Annotated in this window: 17 protein-coding genes; 8 read left to right on the top strand and 9 right to left on the bottom strand. The window is 71.2% G+C overall.

Annotated features, from left to right (window positions below; all coding sequences use genetic code 11):
* From fdxH to fdhE, 3 genes are all read left to right on the top strand, one after another.
* The gene (gene fdxH / locus GGQ91_RS24430; protein ID WP_043756175.1) at positions 1–936 is read left to right on the top strand and encodes a formate dehydrogenase subunit beta; all 936 of its coding nucleotides are present in this window, start codon (positions 1–3) and stop codon (positions 934–936) included.
* Positions 937–1,251: 315 nt separating this feature from the next.
* Positions 1,252–1,974 (top strand): formate dehydrogenase subunit gamma, encoded by a 723-nt coding sequence (locus tag GGQ91_RS24425; RefSeq protein ID WP_075379820.1) that lies wholly within the window; start codon positions 1,252–1,254, stop codon positions 1,972–1,974.
* Positions 1,975–1,977: 3 nt separating this feature from the next.
* On the top strand, positions 1,978–2,973 hold the full coding sequence (fdhE, locus tag GGQ91_RS24420; RefSeq protein WP_053609176.1) for a formate dehydrogenase accessory protein FdhE: 996 nt from the start codon (positions 1,978–1,980) through the stop codon (positions 2,971–2,973).
* Between the two features lie 258 nt (positions 2,974–3,231).
* Here the strand turns inward: fdhE and GGQ91_RS24415 are convergent, their stop codons facing one another.
* The 4 genes from GGQ91_RS24415 to GGQ91_RS24400 all read right to left on the bottom strand — a co-directional run bounded on the left by GGQ91_RS24415 (position 3,232) and on the right by GGQ91_RS24400 (position 6,141).
* On the bottom strand, positions 3,232–3,576 hold the full coding sequence (locus GGQ91_RS24415; protein ID WP_081948680.1) for a hypothetical protein: 345 nt from the start codon (positions 3,574–3,576) through the stop codon (positions 3,232–3,234).
* A gap of 197 nt (positions 3,577–3,773) precedes the next feature.
* The gene (locus tag GGQ91_RS24410; protein WP_043347923.1) at positions 3,774–4,259 is read right to left on the bottom strand and encodes an SRPBCC family protein; all 486 of its coding nucleotides are present in this window, start codon (positions 4,257–4,259) and stop codon (positions 3,774–3,776) included.
* A gap of 152 nt (positions 4,260–4,411) precedes the next feature.
* On the bottom strand, positions 4,412–5,047 hold the full coding sequence (locus tag GGQ91_RS24405; protein WP_043383475.1) for a L,D-transpeptidase: 636 nt from the start codon (positions 5,045–5,047) through the stop codon (positions 4,412–4,414).
* A 110-nt stretch (positions 5,048–5,157) separates the two neighbouring features.
* A complete protein-coding gene (locus tag GGQ91_RS24400; protein WP_075379819.1) occupies positions 5,158–6,141 on the bottom strand; it encodes an NAD(P)H-dependent flavin oxidoreductase in 984 nt (327 codons plus the stop codon).
* 136 nt (positions 6,142–6,277) lie between these two features.
* On the opposite strand from GGQ91_RS24400, the gene GGQ91_RS24395 reads away from it, so the two are divergent.
* Both GGQ91_RS24395 and GGQ91_RS24390 read left to right on the top strand, forming a co-directional pair.
* A complete protein-coding gene (locus GGQ91_RS24395; RefSeq protein WP_182593040.1) occupies positions 6,278–7,162 on the top strand; it encodes a LysR family transcriptional regulator in 885 nt (294 codons plus the stop codon).
* An 86-nt stretch (positions 7,163–7,248) separates the two neighbouring features.
* Positions 7,249–8,541 (top strand): ArgE/DapE family deacylase, encoded by a 1,293-nt coding sequence (locus GGQ91_RS24390; RefSeq protein ID WP_182593039.1) that lies wholly within the window; start codon positions 7,249–7,251, stop codon positions 8,539–8,541.
* 107 nt (positions 8,542–8,648) lie between these two features.
* Here the strand turns inward: GGQ91_RS24390 and GGQ91_RS24385 are convergent, their stop codons facing one another.
* A complete protein-coding gene (locus GGQ91_RS24385; RefSeq protein ID WP_182593038.1) occupies positions 8,649–9,710 on the bottom strand; it encodes an SDR family oxidoreductase in 1,062 nt (353 codons plus the stop codon).
* A gap of 231 nt (positions 9,711–9,941) precedes the next feature.
* Positions 9,942–11,276 (bottom strand): omega-aminotransferase AptA, encoded by a 1,335-nt coding sequence (locus GGQ91_RS24380; RefSeq protein ID WP_182593037.1) that lies wholly within the window; start codon positions 11,274–11,276, stop codon positions 9,942–9,944.
* A 167-nt stretch (positions 11,277–11,443) separates the two neighbouring features.
* On the opposite strand from GGQ91_RS24380, the gene GGQ91_RS24375 reads away from it, so the two are divergent.
* On the top strand, positions 11,444–12,004 hold the full coding sequence (locus GGQ91_RS24375) for a cupin domain-containing protein (RefSeq protein ID WP_182593036.1): 561 nt from the start codon (positions 11,444–11,446) through the stop codon (positions 12,002–12,004).
* Between the two features lie 104 nt (positions 12,005–12,108).
* The gene (locus GGQ91_RS24370; RefSeq protein ID WP_182593035.1) at positions 12,109–12,306 is read left to right on the top strand and encodes a hypothetical protein; all 198 of its coding nucleotides are present in this window, start codon (positions 12,109–12,111) and stop codon (positions 12,304–12,306) included.
* Positions 12,307–12,389: 83 nt separating this feature from the next.
* Here the strand turns inward: GGQ91_RS24370 and GGQ91_RS24365 are convergent, their stop codons facing one another.
* From GGQ91_RS24365 to GGQ91_RS24355, 3 genes are all read right to left on the bottom strand, one after another.
* Positions 12,390–13,259 carry an amidohydrolase family protein gene (locus GGQ91_RS24365; protein WP_182593034.1) on the bottom strand — a complete coding sequence of 290 codons (870 nt, stop codon included), beginning with the start codon at positions 13,257–13,259 and terminating at the stop codon, positions 12,390–12,392.
* 2 nt (positions 13,260–13,261) lie between these two features.
* Positions 13,262–14,566 (bottom strand): MFS transporter, encoded by a 1,305-nt coding sequence (locus tag GGQ91_RS24360; protein WP_182593033.1) that lies wholly within the window; start codon positions 14,564–14,566, stop codon positions 13,262–13,264.
* Positions 14,567–14,693: 127 nt separating this feature from the next.
* Positions 14,694–15,233 (bottom strand): hypothetical protein, encoded by a 540-nt coding sequence (locus GGQ91_RS24355; protein WP_043383456.1) that lies wholly within the window; start codon positions 15,231–15,233, stop codon positions 14,694–14,696.
* A 221-nt stretch (positions 15,234–15,454) separates the two neighbouring features.
* On the opposite strand from GGQ91_RS24355, the gene GGQ91_RS24350 reads away from it, so the two are divergent.
* On the top strand, positions 15,455–16,222 hold the full coding sequence (locus tag GGQ91_RS24350; RefSeq protein WP_246410914.1) for a phosphodiester glycosidase family protein: 768 nt from the start codon (positions 15,455–15,457) through the stop codon (positions 16,220–16,222).
* The last annotated feature ends 5 nt before the right edge of the window (positions 16,223–16,227 follow it).

Here is a 16,227-nt window from a genome sequence, read left to right as displayed (position 1 = left end):
ATGGCTGACTACAGCTCCCTCGACATCCGCCAGCGTTCCGCCTCCACGGAGACGCCGCCGGAGATCCGCCGCCAGGTGGAGGTCGCCAAGCTCATCGACGTGTCGAAGTGCATCGGCTGCAAGGCCTGCCAATCGGCCTGCGAGGAGTGGAACGACCTCCGCGACGATATCGGCGTCAACACGGGCACGTATCAGAATCCCCACGACCTCACCCCGAAGTCGTGGACCCTGATGCGGTTCACCGAGTACGAGAACCCCGAGACCCAGAACCTCGAATGGCTGATCCGCAAGGACGGCTGCATGCACTGCACCGAGCCGGGCTGCCTGAAGGCCTGCCCGTCCCCCGGCGCCATCGTGCAGTACTCCAACGGCATCGTCGACTTCATCGAGGAGAACTGCATCGGCTGCGGCTATTGCGTGAAGGGTTGCCCCTTCAACATCCCGCGCATCAGCCAGACCGACCACAAGGCGTACAAGTGCACCCTGTGCTCGGACCGGGTGGCGGTGGGTCAGGCTCCGGCCTGCGCCAAGGCCTGCCCGACCGGCTCGATCATGTTCGGCACCAAGCAGGCCATGATCGACCAGGCGCATGACCGCGTCGAGGATCTGAAGTCGCGCGGCTTCGCGCATGCCGGCCTCTACGACCCGGCCGGCGTCGGCGGCACGCACGTCATGTACGTGCTGCACCACGCCGACCAGCCGAGCCTCTACGCCGGTCTGCCGAACGATCCGAAGATCTCGCCGCTCGTCGCCTTCTGGAAGGGCGGAGCGAAGGTGTTCGGTCTCGCCGCCATGGGCTTCGCCGCGGTGGCGGGCTTCTTCCACTACGTGACGGCCGGCCCCAACGAGGTCGTGCCCGAAGAGGAGGAAGAGGCGGTCGAATACGACGAGGCCAAGCGCCGGGAGACCGGCGGCGGCGAGGCCCGGCCGCATTGATCGGCATCCCGGGCTGCCAATGCAGCCCGGGAGACGCGACGCGCCCCCTCTCCCGTGCGGGAGAGGGTTGGGGTGAGGGTCGAGAAGGTTCAGGATCGAGCACGTCGTCGACGTGGGATCGGGTTGCGCCTTCTCCGGATCGTCCTCATCCCTCACCCTGTCCCTCTCCCGCACGGGAGAGGGGACCCGCGATCCCTTCGGAAACGGGCGGGATCGGATAACCGAAGACGGCGGGGCCCAGAGGCCCTATCCTGAATTTCAGAGCCCCCTCCGCCGAGGCGCAGGGCCGGCGCCGCATCAGGCGAGTGAAGGTCGATGACGATCCACCGCGACATCCGGGACGGCGATCCCCGCCCCCTGCACCACGCCAAGTCCGAGGCGACGGAGGTGCTGTACGTCCCGCGCTACACCGGCGTGCAGCGCGTGAACCACTGGATCACCGCGATCCTGTTCACGCTGCTGACCCTGTCGGGCCTGGCGATGTTCACGCCCTACCTGTTCTCGCTCACCGGCCTGTTCGGCGGCGGGCAGGCGACCCGGGCGATCCATCCCTGGTTCGGCGTGGCGCTGGCGGTCAGCTTCTTCTTCCTGTTCGTGCGGTTCTGGAAGCTCAACATCCCCAACAAGGACGATGTCGAGTGGACGAAGCATATCGGCGACGTGGTCACCAACCGTGAGGACCGGCTCCCGGAGCTCGGCAAGTACAATGCCGGACAGAAGGGTGTGTTCTGGGGGCAGACCGCGCTGATCGGCGTGATGTTCGTCACCGGGCTCGTGATCTGGAACACCTATTTCGGCGGCCTCACCTCCATCGAGACCCAGCGCTGGGCGCTCCTGGCCCACTCCCTCGCCGCGGTGATCGCCATCGCGATCATCGTGGTGCACATCTACGCCGGCATCTGGGTCCGCGGCACCGGCCGGGCGATGGTCCGCGGCACGGTCACGGGCGGCTGGGCCTACCGCCATCATCGCAAGTGGTTCCGTCAGATGGCCGGCGGCACGGGCCGCCGGGGTTCGGTGGACAAGCGCGGATCCTGAGCCTTGGCCCGTTTCTTCAAGCGGAAATCCGCGGCTCCGGCCGCGGACGAGACGCCGACCGCAGCACCCGCGACGAGCCCCCGCCGCCGGGATTTCAGCGAGCTGAAGCCCGATCCCGACAAGATCGGGATTTCCGGGTCGGTGCCCTTCGTCCGCTTGCCCGATCCCGCACGGCTGTTCGCCGACCGGTCCGCACGCCTTCTCGAGGCGGCCCCCGGGCATCCGATGGAGGCCTATCTCCGGTTCGTCGCCGAGGTCGCCCGGGCTCAGGCCGTGATCCAGGCGAAGGGGCCGCCGGCATCGCTTCCGGAGGCCTCCGATCTGGCGCTGCGGAGCGAGCACGGCATGCCGCCCCTGTCGCGGCACAGCCTCGAGGCGGACCGGGGGTTCGACGACGGGCTCCTGGCGCTGCTCGCCGAACTCGACCTCACGACGGCGCCTGAGGCCTCGGTCGCGGCGCGCGAGAGCCTGCGCGCGGCGTCCCGGGAGGATCGCCTCGATCTGGCCCTCCAGGTCTTCGAGGGGGCGCTGCCGGTGGACCGGATCGCCGAATGCGTGTTCGTCTCGGCGGCCCTGCAGGTCCGTCTTGCCGAGCAGGCTGCGCGGCTCGACACGAAGACCCTGAAGCCCGTGGCCGACGGGGTCTGCCCCTGCTGCGGCGGCGCGCCTGTGGCGAGCGTCATCGTCGCCTGGACCCCGGCCGACAAGGCGCGTTACCTGAGTTGCTCGCTCTGCGGCACGTATTGGAATCACGTCCGGATCCGCTGCACCGCCTGCGGCGACGGCGAGGGCGTCAGCTATTACGGCCTCGACGAGGTCTCGAAGGACGTCCAGGTCGAGACCTGCACGACCTGCCACAGTTACATCAAGCACCTGCACCAGCACCGGGCGCCGACCCTCGACCCGGTCGCGGACGACATCGCGTCCTATGGGCTCGATCTGAAGATCGCCGAGGAAGGATTTCGGCGCGCCGGACTGAACCTGCTGTTCGTGATCTAGCCGGACCCTGGCATCCGCTCCGGCGCGGTTTACGTCCCGGATCGCACCCCCGTGCGAACACACCCGCATCCACGGCCGCGGCGGCGGCCTGCAGAAAGCAGCGGCGCGGCCGGCTGGACGGCCCTTCGTGCAGGCTCGGCAACGCTCCACCGCTTCCGGATGGGGGCGGGTCGGAACCGCTCGTGATGCCGCAAAGCTCAGCCCGCCAAGGGGATGCGGCCGATCCTGCGCGAGCGGGTCGGACCGGCCGCGGTCCGATCAGCGATAGCCATACCGGCTCTTGGCGGCGGCGAGCAGGTGCAGGGCTTCGCCGGACTTGCCGGCCGCGCATTCCGCCGCGGCCTGGGCGAGGTCGGCGCCGAAGCGGTCGCCCACGGGCTTGTTGAGATTGCCGGTGGCCACGTCGCTGTCGACGATCGCCTTGGTCCGGGCGATCTCAGGGCCGCAGCCGCTGCCCGTCGGCAGGACGATCGGGGCCGGAATGACGGGCGAGGGCTCGGAGACCGCAGGCGCAGCGCGCTGCTGACAGGCGCCCAACGCCGCGACGGCGAGGGCGGCGAGGCTGAGACGCATCGATCGACGGGACGCGGGCACGGCTGTCATCCTGTTGGGGCGCACGGGCTGCGCCGCCGGGGTTGTGAGCCGAGCTTGGCAGTGGGTCAATCGCCCCGGCCGCAGGCCGATCGGGCGCGGCCGGCGGGCGTTCAGGGTCGAGACCGCGAAACAGGCTGTCTTCAGAAGAGGTTGGCGCGCGCTACCGCCGACCGGGTCCGGCAGCGCGCTCCGAATCGTGACGGAGCCTACTTCGCTTTCTCGGAGATCGCCTTCAGGCCGGAATCGTAGATGCCCTGGATCGCGTCCTTGGCGACCGTGTCCGGCGCGCCCTTGGCGTTGAAGGTCCCGGTCCAGGTCACTTTTGAGCCGGATTCCGCGGGGGCGACCGAGAGCGTGGACTTGTAGTCCGAGACCGGCAGCGGGCTCTCCAGGATCGTGTAGGTGTAGCTCATCACCTTGTCGTCCCGGGAGACCTGCTCCTCCTTGATGGTGCCGCCGCCCTTCAGGCTGAGGGTGCGGACCTTCATGCCGTCCTTGTCGGACAGGACGCACTTCTCGATGGCGGGATGCCAGTCGCCGATGCCGCAGAACTCGCCGATGGTCTGCCAGACCTTGGCCGGGGGCGCGGCGATGTCGGCCGAGCGCGTCACCTCAAGGGCGTAACCCGGCACGGTGGCCGCCGCGAGCGCCAGGGCGGCAAAGGGGAGGGAGCGGCAGAAAGCGAAGGGCATCTTGGGGGTGTCTCCGTCCGTCTGAAATCGCAGCATCGGCCGCGAGGGGCTCTGATGGCCGCGCAGGAGCTAGGCCGGCATCACGCTCTCGGCAATGGGTCGCGGCGGCCGCGCATGACGATCGTGCCTGGACGATGCCGTCCGAGGCCGGGCTACCAGCCGTCCATCCCGTCGGTCTCGGCCGGGTATCCGTAGACGGTCGCGGGCGCGTAGCCGGACCCGGCGGGACGATAATACGCCGGCAGCGACCGGCGGCCCATCTGATCGTTGTCCGCCAGCAGATCGTCCGGCTGATAGGGGTTGCGGCGCCGGGCGACGCGCGTCCCCCGCTGGCCCCGATCCGCCATCGGGACGTCCGCGCCCTCGATCACGACCCGCGTCCGGCCGACGCCCTCGGCCTTGACGAGGTTGAACAGGGTCGCGGCGTTGCGCACCGACAGGCGCACGCAGCCATGCGAGGCCGCACGCCCCAGGCTGCGGACATGATTGGTGCCGTGAATGGCGTGGCCCTGGGTGGTGAAGAACATCGCGAAGGGCATGGGGGCGTCGTCCCACTCCTTCGAGAAATGCGTCCGCTCCATCCGGAAGGGCCGGTAGGAGCCGGACGGGGTGTCGTAGCTCGCGACGCCGGTGGAAACGGGCCAGGAATAACGCGGCTGGCCGTTGACCGAAACCTCCATGCGCTGGGTGGTCTTGTCGACGTTCACGACCACATCCGCGCGGGCTGCGCCTGGGGTCGCGCTCCACAGGAGCAGGCCGGACAGGACCGAGATCAGACCGATACGCATGGACGACTCCGGCGTGAACAACCGCGGCGGTTTGCCGTCACGCTAAGCCGTTGGCAACGCCGAGGTTCCGGCCGGCTCCGGCCCTGCGTAGTCACGCTTTGCCGAGGCCGTCACGGCGCCGCCATGTGGCCGGCGCTGCGGCGGATCGCGGCCTCCGCCTCGTCGGCGATCCGCCGCACCACGTCGCCGGCCCCGGGCAGATCCTCGATCAGCCCGACGGCCTCCCCGACCGTGACGTTGGCGACATCGTAATCGCCCGCCGCGTCGGCCTCCTCCACGTCCCGTCGCCGCTCGGCGGCGGCCGCGTGAAGCGCGTCCTCGCGGCCGTGCCAGGTGTCGATGAAGGCGTTGCGCAGGAGCCGGCCGGTATAGGATGCCGGCCAGGGCCGCTGCCGGGCGATGTCGTAGACCCGCGTGCGCACCGTGTCGTCGCCGGTCGCGGCGAGCACCCGCTGCTTCGCGGCCGGGTGGATCAGGGCTTCCCGGGTCGCCCAGAACCGCGTGCCCACGAGCACGCCGTCGGCCCCGAGGGCCAGGGCCGCGGCGAGACCGCGGCCATCGGCGATGCCGCCCGCCGCCAGCAGCAGGGTCTCCGGGTGCTCCCGGGCGATCAGATCGGCGACGACGGGCACGAAGGCCATCGTCCCGCGCGCGGCGAGCCCGTGGCCGCCAGCCTCCGTCCCCTGGGCGACCACGACGGCCGCACCGACCTCCAGGGCGCGCCGGGCATGCGCGAGGGTGTGAACCTGGCAGATCAGGGGCACGCCGGCCGCCCGGATCCGCGCGGCGAAGGGGGCGGGATCGGCGAAGGAGAGCATCAGGGCGGCGGGGGCGCGGGCGAGCACCGCGTCGAGGAGCGACGGGTCCCGGGCCATGGACCACGTGATGAAGCCGCAGCCGACCCGTTGGTTGCCGGCGGCGGCGAACTCCCGCTGGAGCCGGTCGTGATCGCCGTAGCCGCCGCCGATCAGCCCGAGTCCGCCGGCCGCGCTCACGGCCGCAGCCAGGGCCCCGCCCGATGCCGGGTCCATGGGGGCCAGCACGACCGGATGGCGCAGCCCGAACGCCTCGGTGAGTCGTGTCCTCAGAGCCATGGTCCCTCCCCGCTTCGCATCCGGCTCGACCCTCGGTCGCGCACGCGGCGCCGCCGACGGGATCTCAGGCTTATCGACCCGCTTGACGCAGAAAAAATGATTCCTTCAGAAGGATGTCATCGCGAAAGCAGATGGCATGAACAGCACCGACCTGATGTTCTTCGCCGCCGTCGCCGAGACCGGCGGCATCGGGCGCGCGGCGGCCCGGCTCAACACCGTGCAGTCGAACGTCACCGGGCGGATCCGGGCGCTGGAGCAGGCCCTGCAGGTGCCGCTCTTCCACCGCGGCAGCCGTGGGGTGACGCTGACCCGGGCCGGAGAGCGGCTCCTGCCCTACGCGATCCAGGTCGGGCGGCTGCTGTCGGAGGCGCGGCATGCGCTGCTCTCCGAGGGCGAGCCGCGCGGACCGCTGCGGATCGGCGCCATGGAGACGACCGCGGCCCTGCGCCTGCCTGGTCCGCTCGCCGCCTTCGCCGCCCGCCACCCGGAGGTGGACATCGAGTTGGAGACCGGCCCGACGGAGCAGCTGATCGCCCGGGTTCTCGACAGGGTCCTCGAAGGGGCTTTCGTCGCCGGTCCGGTCATGCAGGCCGACCTCGTCGCGATCCCGGTGCTCACGGAGGACCTGGTGCTGGTGGCGCATCCGGCCGTCGGCGACCCGGCGGCGCTGCTCGACCGGCTGGGCCGCGCGCGGGAGGCGAAGGTGCTCGTGTTCCGGGCCGGCTGCACGTACCGGAGGCGCCTGGAGGACTTTCTGGCCCGGCAGGGCCTCGTGCATGTCCGCCGCATGGAATTCGGGACCCTCGACGGCATCCTCGGCTGCGTGGCCGCCGGATTGGGCGTGACGTTGATCCCGCGCGTCGTCGCGGAGCCCGCCCGCCGCGCCGGGCGCGTATCGGTCCATCCGCTTCCGGATGGCGACGGACATGCCCAGACCCTGCTGGTCCACCGCAGGGACAGCCAGCCGAGCGCGGCGTTCGTGCGGTTTGCCGAGCAGATCCGCGCGGCCTTCCCGGCCTGACGGCACGGACCATGCCTCACCGACCGCCGGTTGACAGCGGCCCGAGCCCGGGGGCCTCCTTCGGCCACAGACGGTTCGGAGTTCCCATGGCCCTCGACCCCACCCTCGCCGCCGAGATCGAAGCGTCCGTGGCGGAGGGCTTTGCCGATCAGGTCGCCCACACGCAGGCTCTGGTCCGGTTCGCCTCCCTGCGGGGCGCGGAGCATGCCTGCCAGGATTACGTCTTCGCGCAATTCCGCGCCCGGGGCTACGCGACCGAGCGCTTCGCCATGGACCGCGCCGCCATCGCGGCGCACCCGGGGGGCTCCAAGATCGATGACGCCCTCCATTCGGACGCGCCGATCGTCGTCTGCCACCACCGCCCGAACACCGAGACCGGGCGCTCGCTGATCCTGCAGGCGCATGTCGACGTGGTGCCGACCGGCCCGCTCGATCTCTGGACCCATCGGCCCTTCGAACCGGTCGTCGAGGGCGACTGGTTATACGGCCGCGGGGCCGGCGACATGAAGGCGGGACACGCCGCGAACCTGTTCGCCCTCGACGCCCTGGCCCGCCTCGGCCTGCAGCCGGCGGCCTCCGTGACGGTGCAGTCGGTGGTCGAGGAGGAATCGACCGGCAACGGCGCGCTGATGACCCATCTGCGCGGCTACCGGGCCGACGCCGTGCTGATCCCCGAGCCCGAGGACGAGAAGCTCGTGCGCGCCAATACCGGCGTGCTCTGGTTCGCCGTGGAGGTCCGGGGCGTACCGGTCCACGTCCGCGAGATGGGGGCGGGCGCCAACGCCATCGACGCCACCTACCGGGTGATCGGCGCGCTCCGGGAGGTCGAGGCCCGCTGGAACGCCGAGACGAGCGCGCACCCGCATTTCGAGAACGAGGACCACCCGATCAATCTCAATATCGGCAAGATCGAGGGCGGCGACTGGGCCTCCTCGGTCCCGGCCTGGTGCCGGATCCACTGCCGCATCGCGCTCTATCCGGGCGTGACCGCCGCCCAGGCCGCCGCCGAGATCGAGGCGGCGGTGTCGCGCTTCGCCCGTAGCGACCCGTTCCTGGCCAACAATCCGCCGCGCGTGGTCTTCAACGGCTTCTTCGTCGAGGGCTACGTGCTGGAGGCGGGCTCCGAGGCCGAGGCCGTGCTCGGCCGCGCCCACGCGCGGGCGATCGGTTCGCCGCTGCAGAGCTTCACGTCGCCCTCCTACCTCGATACCCGCGTGCACGCCCTCTACGACCGGGTGCCGGCGCTCTGCTACGGTCCGACCGCCCAGAACATCCACGGCTTCGACGAGCGGGTGAGCCTGGCCTCCGTGCAACGCTGCACCACCGCCATGGCGCTGTTCGTGGCCGAGTGGTGCGGGACCGAGCGCAAGGCCGCCTGAGGGCGGCAGGCCGGGGCCGGGGGCGGGTTCCCTCCCCCCGCAGGGGAGAGGGCTTGGTGCGCGTGCTTTCTTTGCAGCGCGACGCGCGCTGACCGAACAGCCCCGGCTCAGGGGATCAGCCGGTCCGCCCGGAGCCGGCCGAACAGGTCGAAGAACGCGTCGTCCGTCGCCTGGTAGGCCGTGAAGCCGAGGCGCCGGCTCTTGCTCATGTCGGTGACGACCTCGATCGGCCGGCCGAGATCGGCATCCGTGTGCCAGGGGGAGGCCAGCTTCTCGAGGTTCGGCTCGGCGAGCCCATGCCGCGCGGCGATCTCCGCCCAGGCCGGCCCGTCCTGCGCCATCCGGGGCTCGAGCGGCCGGTGCGTGCCGTCGAAGGGCACCGCCTCGATCCCGAACCAGTCGGCGATCCGGCCCCACATCCAGCTCCAGCGGAAGACGTCGCCGTTGACGACGTTGAAGGCTTCGTTCGCCGCCTTCGGCTCCGTGGAGGCCCAGAGCAGCTGGCGGGCGAGCAACCGCGCGTCGGTCATGTCGGTGAGCCCGTTCCACTGTACGGCCGAGCCCGGGAACACGAACGGCCGCCCCAGCTCCCGGCACAGGGTGGCGTAGCAGGCGAGCGTCGTGCCCATGTTCATGGCGTTGCCCACCGCCTTGCCGATGATCGTGTGCGGGCGGTGGACGCTCCAGGTGAAGCCGTCGCGCGCGGCGGCCGCGAAGACCGCGTCCTCCTGGGCGTAATAGAAGTTCTCGATATCGAGCCGGCCCTGGTCCTCGCGGAACGGCGTCTGCGGCAGGCGGCCTTTGCCGTAGGCCTCGAACGGGCCGAGATAGTGCTTCAGCCCCGTCACCAGGGCGACGTGGCGGACGCTGCCCTTCGGGCGCAGGGCCTCGAGCAGGTTCTCGATCATGGCCCGGTTGATGCGGATCATCTCCGCCTCGGTGGGACGCCGCTGCCAGGTCGCCAGGAACACGTGGGACGGGGCGATGTCGGCGACCGCCCGCGCCAGGGAGGCCGGATCCTGCAGGTCGCCGGCCACCGGCGCGACGCCGTCCTGCCGCACCGGATGACGGGCGAGGCCGGCAACCTGCCAGCCCTCCTGATGGAGCAGCGCCGCTGTGGCGCTGCCGACGATGCCGCTGGCGCCGACGATCAGGGCGGTGTTCGACATAGAAACCCTCATGCCCGGCTCAAATCCGGGTCCGGGGCAGATGGGCGTCGGCAGTGTCGCGACAACCCCACCGCGCGCCGGGGGCGCCTGTGCGGACCGCAAGGGTTGCGGGATCGCGTCACCCCTCTCCGTCACCGCGTGCGCAGCGACGCGACCCAGGGCAGCGCGACATCCTTAAGCGTGGCGCGACCCTGGATTGCTTCGCTGCGCTCGCAAAGGCGGATAGCGCTCTCAGGCGGCCCGGTCGATCGCCGCGCCCAGGACGTCCACGATCTCGCCGATCTGGCCGCGCTCGATGATCAGCGGCGGCGACAGGGCGATGATGTCGCCGGTCACCCGGGTGAGCAGGCCGCGCTCGAAGCAGTCGACGAACACCTCGTAGGCGCGCTTGCCGGGCGCGTCCGGCCGCGGTGCCAGCTCGATGCCGGCGATCAGCCCGATGGTGCGGATGTCGATGACGTTCTTGCGCCCGCGCAGGTCGTGCATCGCCGCGGCCCAGTCGTTGGCGATGTCGGTGACGCGGGTCAGCAGACCCTCGTCCCGGTAGATATCCAGCGTAGCGATGCCGGCCGCGCAGGCGACCGGATGCCCGGAATAGGTGTAGCCGTGGAACAGCTCGATCCCGTCCGGGCCGTGCATCAGCCCGTCATGGACCGCCCGGCTCGCGAAGACCGCGCCCATCGGCACCGTGCCGTTGGTCAGGCCCTTGGCGCTGGTCACGAGGTCGGGGACGACGCCGAAGAAGTCGGTCGCGAACGGCGCGCCGAGGCGGCCAAATCCGGAAATGACCTCGTCGAAGATCAGCAGGATGCCGTGCTTCGTGCAGATCTCGCGCAGGCGCTCCAAGTAGCCCTTCGGCGGGATCAGCACCCCCGTGGAGCCCGCCACCGGCTCGACGATGCAGGCCGCGATGGTCTCGGCCCCGTGGAGGGCCACCAGCCGCTCCAGATCCTCGGCGAGTTCCGCCCCGTGCTCGGGCTGGCCCTTCACGAAGGCGTTGCGGGCCGGGTCGTGGGTGTGGCGCAGGTGGTCGGTGCCGTTGAGCTGCGGGAAGACCCGGCGGTTCGACACGATGCCGCCGACCGAGAGCCCGCCGAAGCCGACGCCGTGATAGCCGCGCTCGCGGCCGATCAGCCGGGTGCGGGTCCCCTGCCCGATCGCCCGCTGGTAGGCCAGCGCGATCTTGAGGGCCGTGTCGACCGATTCCGAGCCGGAATTGGTGAAGAACACCCGGTCGAGGCGCTTGTCGGGGCCGCCCGGGGCGATCTCGGCGAGGCGTTCGGCGAATTCGAACGCGATCGGGTGGCCCATCTGGAAGGTCGGGGCGAAGTCGAGGGTCGCGAGCTGGCGCTCCACGGCCGCCGCGATGCCCCGGCGCCCGTGGCCGGCATTGACGCACCAGAGGCCCGCGGTGCCGTCGAGGACCGAACGGCCGTCATCGGCGGTGTAGTGCATGCCCTCGGCCGACACGAGCAGGCGCGGTGCCGCCTTGAACTGGCGGTTGGCCGTGAACGGCATCCAGAAGGCGTCCATCGCGGGCGTGTTGCGGAGCGGATGGTCGGTCATGGGGCGGTTCTCCGGGGCGGGCGGCGCGGATCGGGCGGCGGGACCAGGGGACACCTTCGCCGATCGGGCAACAAGTCCTTTTCTGGTCGCCGCCAACCCCTTGCAGGAATGGGGCCGCGGGTGGCACCGTTGCGGGATCCGCAACACCTGAAACAGGCCCGCGCCGGATGAGCATCGATGTCGGCGCGCGCCTGCGCTTCGTGCGCGCCCGCCACGGCCTGTCGCAGCGGACGCTCGCCAAGCGCGCCGGCGTGACCAACTCGGCGATCTCGCTGATCGAGGCGAACCGGGTGAACCCGTCGGTGGGTGCGCTCAAGCGGATCCTCGACGGGGTGCCGATCGGCATGGCCGAGTTCTTCGCCCTGGAGCCGGAGCCGGAGCGCAAGGCGTTCTTCGCCGCCGAGGAGCTGACCGAGATCGGCCGCCGGGCCGCCAAGGGGGCGATCTCGTACCGCCAGGTCGGCGACAGCCTGTTCGGGCGCAAGCTCCAGATCCTCATGGAGCGCTACGAGCCCGGCGCCGATACCGGCCGGGTGCCGCTCTCCCACGAGGGCGAGGAGGGTGGCATCGTGCTCTCCGGCCGCCTGGAGGTGACGGTGGACGCCGAGCGCCGGATCCTCGGCCCCGGCGACGCCTACAGCTTCGACAGCCGCCGCCCGCACCGGTTCCGCTGCGTCGGGCCCAACCCCTGCGAGGTGGTGAGCGCCTGCACGCCGCCGAGCTTCTGACGGCAGGCCGCCCGCGGTGCCGTCCGGGGCGATTGATCCGGATTCGCTCGAAAGCCCCGGATCTGCGTAACGCGGGATTCAGGCGGGAGGATTAGAACAGGGCCATGGATACCCTGGCCGCCACCGCCGTTCAGATGCTGGGCTCGTCCCAGAACCAGCAGATCGGCATCGCCGTCGCCACGCAGCAGCTCGCGGCCGACAAGGCCGTCGCCGGGCTCGTCGCGGACAGCGCCCAGAGCGCGGCGAGCGCCAGTCCCCCGGCGCCCCCCGGACAGGGACTGAGCGTCGACCTGCGGGTTTGACCGGGTCCCCCGCCTCGCCGGCGGCGCGAACGAATTCCGCGCGCGCAAACGGCATGGTCTCCGGCCGGCGTTGAACCCCTGCCCTACCCGAATCCGTAGAGCCGGCGCGGGTTGTCGGCGAAGACCATCCGGCGCCGATCCGCGTCCGGCACCCAGTCGGCCATCAGGTCGAGGAGCGTCGCGGTCCGGGGCGGCCCGGCCCAGGCGGCCACGTGCGGCCAGTCCGAGCCCCAGAGACAGCGCTCGGGGGCGGCGTCGTTGAGGGCGCGGGCGAACGGGATCGTGTCGGCGTAGGGCGGACCGGTCACGGAATCCCGGAAGGCGCCCGACAGCTTCACCCAGTTGCCGTCGGCGACGAGGCCGAGCAGCGCCCGGAAGCCCGGATGGTCCACGCCGGCCGAGGTCGGCATATGGCCCATATGGTCGAAGACCAGCGGCACCGGCAGCCGCGACAGGCGGCCCGCGATGGGCGGCAGTTCACGGGCATCGAGCAGGAACTGGAGGTGCCAGCCCATCTCGCGGGCGAGCGCCCCGTAGGACTCGACCTGATCCAGCCCGACCCCGCCGCCGAACAGAACGTTGAGCCGCAGGCCGACCACTCCGGCCTCCTTGAGGGCGGCGAGTTCCCCGTCGGGCAGGCCGAGCGGGATCACCGCGATGCCGCGCAGACGCTCCCGGTTGGCCCGGAGCGTCTCCACCATCAGCCGGTTGTCGGTGCCGTGGACGCTGACCTGGACCAGCACGCCGTTGGCCATGCCGGTGGCGTCGAGCATCGCGAGATACCGGTCCGCCGGGGCGGCCGGGGGCGTGTAGCTGCGGTCGGCCACCAGCGGATAGGCCGGCGGCAGGCCGATCACGTGGGCGTGGGTGTCGACCGCGCCGGCGGGCACCCGGTAGCGGGTGGGCCCGCCCGGATGCGGATCCGGGGCGGGGCAGTCTCGGATTTCCGGCATGGTCAGGTATCCGCGTGCAGGACCCGGCCGCGGGTCTCGGGCAGCGCGAAGGCCGCCAGGAAGAAGATTCCGTAGGCGATGGCCGCGAAGATCGCGATGGCCGAGGCGAGGCCGGCGCGCTCGGCGAGGAGGCCGACCAGCGCCGGGAACAGCGCGCCGACGCCCCGGCCGAAATTGTAGCAGAAGCCCTGCCCCGAGCCGCGCAGGCGGGTCGGGTAGAGCTCGGTCAGGAAGGCGCCCATGCCGGAGAAGTAGCCGGAGGCGAAGAACCCGAGGGGGAAGCCCAGCACCCAGAGCACGCTGTTGGAGAGCGGGATCTGCGTGTAGGCGACGATCACCGCGATGGCGCCCAGCGAGAAGATCAGGAACAGCGGCCGCCGCCCGAGCCGGTCGGCGAGCCAGGCGCCGACCAGGTAGCCGGTGAACGAGCCGATGATCAGCGCCGCGAGGTAGCCGGTGGAGGACACCACCGACAGGCCGCGCTCGGTGGTGAGGAAGCGCGGCACCCAGGTGGTGATCGCGTAATAGCCGCCCTGGCAGCCCGCCGCCGCCAGCGAGGCGAGCAGGGTGGTCTTGAGGATCGGCCCGGAAAAAATCTCCCAGATCTTCGGCCGGTCGCCGGTGGCGATGGCCCGGGCGCGGGTCTCGGCGGCGACCTGCGGCTCCTGGACGTAGCGGCGCAGGTAGAAGATCAGCAGGGCCGGCAGGGCGCCCACCGCGAACATCCAGCGCCACGCGATCTCGGGGGGCAGCAGCGAGAAGGTCACCGCCTGCGACAGGACCGCCAGCCCCCAGCCGATGGCCCAGCCGGACTGGACGGAGCCGACCGCCCGGCCGCGATACTCGGCCCGGATGGTCTCGCCGATCAGCACGGCGCCGGCCGCCCACTCGCCGCCGAAGCCGAGGCCCAGGATCGCCCGGGCCACGAGGAGCTGCTCGAAATTCTGCACGAAGGCGCAGAGCAGGGAGAAGAAGGAGAACCACAGGATGGTGATCTGCAGGGTCAGAACCCGGCCGATCCGGTCGGCGATGAAGCCCGCGAGCCAGCCGCCCAGCGCCGAGGCCAGCAGCGTCACCGTGGCGGCGAGACCGGCCGTGCCGGCATCCACGTGCCAGAGGGCCATGATCGTCCCGATCACCAGCGGGTAGATCATGAAGTCCATGCCGTCGAGGCACCAGCCGGCCGCGCAGGCCCAGAAGGTGTGCCGCTCCGGCGGGGTCATCGAACGATAGAAGGCGGTGAGGCTGGCGTCGCGGATCTCGACCACCTCCACGGCCGCGCGCCCCTGCCCGGTTGCTGAACTCATCACCGTCTCCCGCCGCCGGATACCAGTATCGGCGTCCCAGGCTGAGCTGTCCAACGATGCGGCGGGCCACGCAAGGAAAAGGCCGCCCGGAGGCGGCCTGTCCCATTCTTTTCGCTGTCGATGACGCTCAGTAGCAGCGTTCGACCAAGACCCGGCGGTAGCCGTAGGGGGTCCAGCGCACCCGCGGGACTGTGTAGCAGCCGCCGCCGTAGCCGTAATCGTAGGCGGCCGGCGCGTAGTAGCCGCCGTAGCCGTAGCCCGGATAGCCGTAGCCATAGCCGCCGTAGAGGCTGCCGGCCGCGAGGCCGAGCCCGACGCCGAGACCCAGGCCGCCGAGGCCGTAGCCGTAGCCGCCGCGATAGCCGTAGCCGCCCCGCCAGCCGTATCCCCGACCGTAGAAGCCGCGGCCGTAGCCGAAGCCGCCCGGACGGAAGCCGGCGCCGCGGAAGCCGCCGCCGAAGCCGCCGTTGCGGAATCCCCCGAACCCGCCGCCGCGGAAGCCGCCGCCGCCGAAGCCGCCGCCGTGGAATCCGCCCCCGTGGAAGCCGCCTCCGAAGCCGCCGCCATGGAAGCCGCCGCCGCCGAAGCCGCGCGCGTCCGCGCTGGCCGGCGCCAGAACCAGAGCACCCGCCGCCAGCAGGGCCGATCCGAGCACTGCACCCTTCATCACGTCATCTCCGTGGAAAAAATGCCCTCTGCGGCTAAGAACGTGCGAATCGGCAAAACGGTCCAGCCCCGCCCCGCGGCGCGGAGCCGCGAGATCCACGCGAGATCCCCTGACGCGTCCCGGTCGGGCCGAGACACGAAAATCGCCGCTTTCCAGAGCGAGACGCGCGCCGATCTAGCTTCGCCGTCCCCGACTCGCCGTCCCTGAGCTGCATGGAACGAATGATGATGTTGCGACCGGCTCACGCCCTGTTGATCGCGCTGCTCGCCCTCGCGGCCCCGGCCCGGGCGGCGACCCCGGCGGCGGCGACCCCGGCGGCGGCGGAACCGTGCCGGCCGGTGGAGGCGCAGGGCGAGACCTTCACGGTCTGCACTATCGACCTGCGGCGGCAGCGGCTGCGGCTGTTCTGGCTCTCGGACGACGGAAAGCCCTACGGCGCCCTCGGCACCCTCGCCGAGAAGCAGGGCGGCCGTCTCGCCTTCGCGATGAATGCCGGCATGTACGACAAGGACCAGGCGCCGGTGGGCCTCTACATCGAAGACGGCCACGAGCTGAAGCGCGCCTCCACGGCGGACGGGCCGGGCAATTTCCACCTCAAGCCCAACGGGATCTTCTGGGTGAAGGGCGAGCGCGCCGGAGTGGCCGACACCGCCCGCTATCTCCGCGCGAAGATGCGCCCGGATTTCGCCACGCAGTCCGGACCGATGCTGGTGATCGACGGCCAGATCCACCCGAAGATCGCCGCCGACGGGCCGAGCCAGAAGATCCGCAACGGCGTCGGCGTGCCCGGCGATGGGCACGTCGCGATCTTCGCCATCTCCGAGCGACCGGTGACCTTCGGGGCCTTCGCGCGGCTGTTCCGGGACGATCTCGGCTGCCGCAACGCCCTGTTCCTCGACGGCTCGGTCTCGAGCCTCTACGCGCCGAATCTCGGCCGCGCCGACATTAGCCGCCCGCTCGGACCGCTGGTGGGGGCGTTGCCGCGCTAAGGGTG

Source organism: Methylobacterium fujisawaense, from assembly GCF_014138435.1.
Taxonomy (GTDB): Bacteria; Pseudomonadota; Alphaproteobacteria; order Rhizobiales; family Beijerinckiaceae; genus Methylobacterium; species Methylobacterium fujisawaense.
Note: the sequence above shows the minus strand (reverse complement) of the source record. Positions and strands in the feature narration are given on the sequence as shown.

Excerpts from the sequence above, each read along its gene's own strand:
- fdxH (WP_043756175.1), top strand. The coding sequence starts at position 1 with ATGGCTGACTACAGCTCCCTCGACATCCGCCAGCGTTCCGCCTCCACG.
- GGQ91_RS24425 (WP_075379820.1), top strand. The coding sequence starts at position 1,252 with ATGACGATCCACCGCGACATCCGGGACGGCGATCCCCGCCCCCTGCAC.
- GGQ91_RS24415 (WP_081948680.1), bottom strand. The coding sequence starts at position 3,576 with ATGACAGCCGTGCCCGCGTCCCGTCGATCGATGCGTCTCAGCCTCGCC.
- GGQ91_RS24410 (WP_043347923.1), bottom strand. The coding sequence starts at position 4,259 with ATGCCCTTCGCTTTCTGCCGCTCCCTCCCCTTTGCCGCCCTGGCGCTC.
- GGQ91_RS24405 (WP_043383475.1), bottom strand. The coding sequence starts at position 5,047 with ATGCGTATCGGTCTGATCTCGGTCCTGTCCGGCCTGCTCCTGTGGAGC.
- GGQ91_RS24400 (WP_075379819.1), bottom strand. The coding sequence starts at position 6,141 with ATGGCTCTGAGGACACGACTCACCGAGGCGTTCGGGCTGCGCCATCCG.
- GGQ91_RS24395 (WP_182593040.1), top strand. The coding sequence starts at position 6,278 with ATGAACAGCACCGACCTGATGTTCTTCGCCGCCGTCGCCGAGACCGGC.
- GGQ91_RS24390 (WP_182593039.1), top strand. The coding sequence starts at position 7,249 with ATGGCCCTCGACCCCACCCTCGCCGCCGAGATCGAAGCGTCCGTGGCG.
- GGQ91_RS24385 (WP_182593038.1), bottom strand. The coding sequence starts at position 9,710 with ATGTCGAACACCGCCCTGATCGTCGGCGCCAGCGGCATCGTCGGCAGC.
- GGQ91_RS24380 (WP_182593037.1), bottom strand. The coding sequence starts at position 11,276 with ATGACCGACCATCCGCTCCGCAACACGCCCGCGATGGACGCCTTCTGG.
- GGQ91_RS24375 (WP_182593036.1), top strand. The coding sequence starts at position 11,444 with ATGAGCATCGATGTCGGCGCGCGCCTGCGCTTCGTGCGCGCCCGCCAC.
- GGQ91_RS24370 (WP_182593035.1), top strand. The coding sequence starts at position 12,109 with ATGGATACCCTGGCCGCCACCGCCGTTCAGATGCTGGGCTCGTCCCAG.
- GGQ91_RS24365 (WP_182593034.1), bottom strand. The coding sequence starts at position 13,259 with ATGCCGGAAATCCGAGACTGCCCCGCCCCGGATCCGCATCCGGGCGGG.
- GGQ91_RS24360 (WP_182593033.1), bottom strand. The coding sequence starts at position 14,566 with ATGAGTTCAGCAACCGGGCAGGGGCGCGCGGCCGTGGAGGTGGTCGAG.
- GGQ91_RS24355 (WP_043383456.1), bottom strand. The coding sequence starts at position 15,233 with ATGAAGGGTGCAGTGCTCGGATCGGCCCTGCTGGCGGCGGGTGCTCTG.
- GGQ91_RS24350 (WP_246410914.1), top strand. The coding sequence starts at position 15,455 with ATGATGATGTTGCGACCGGCTCACGCCCTGTTGATCGCGCTGCTCGCC.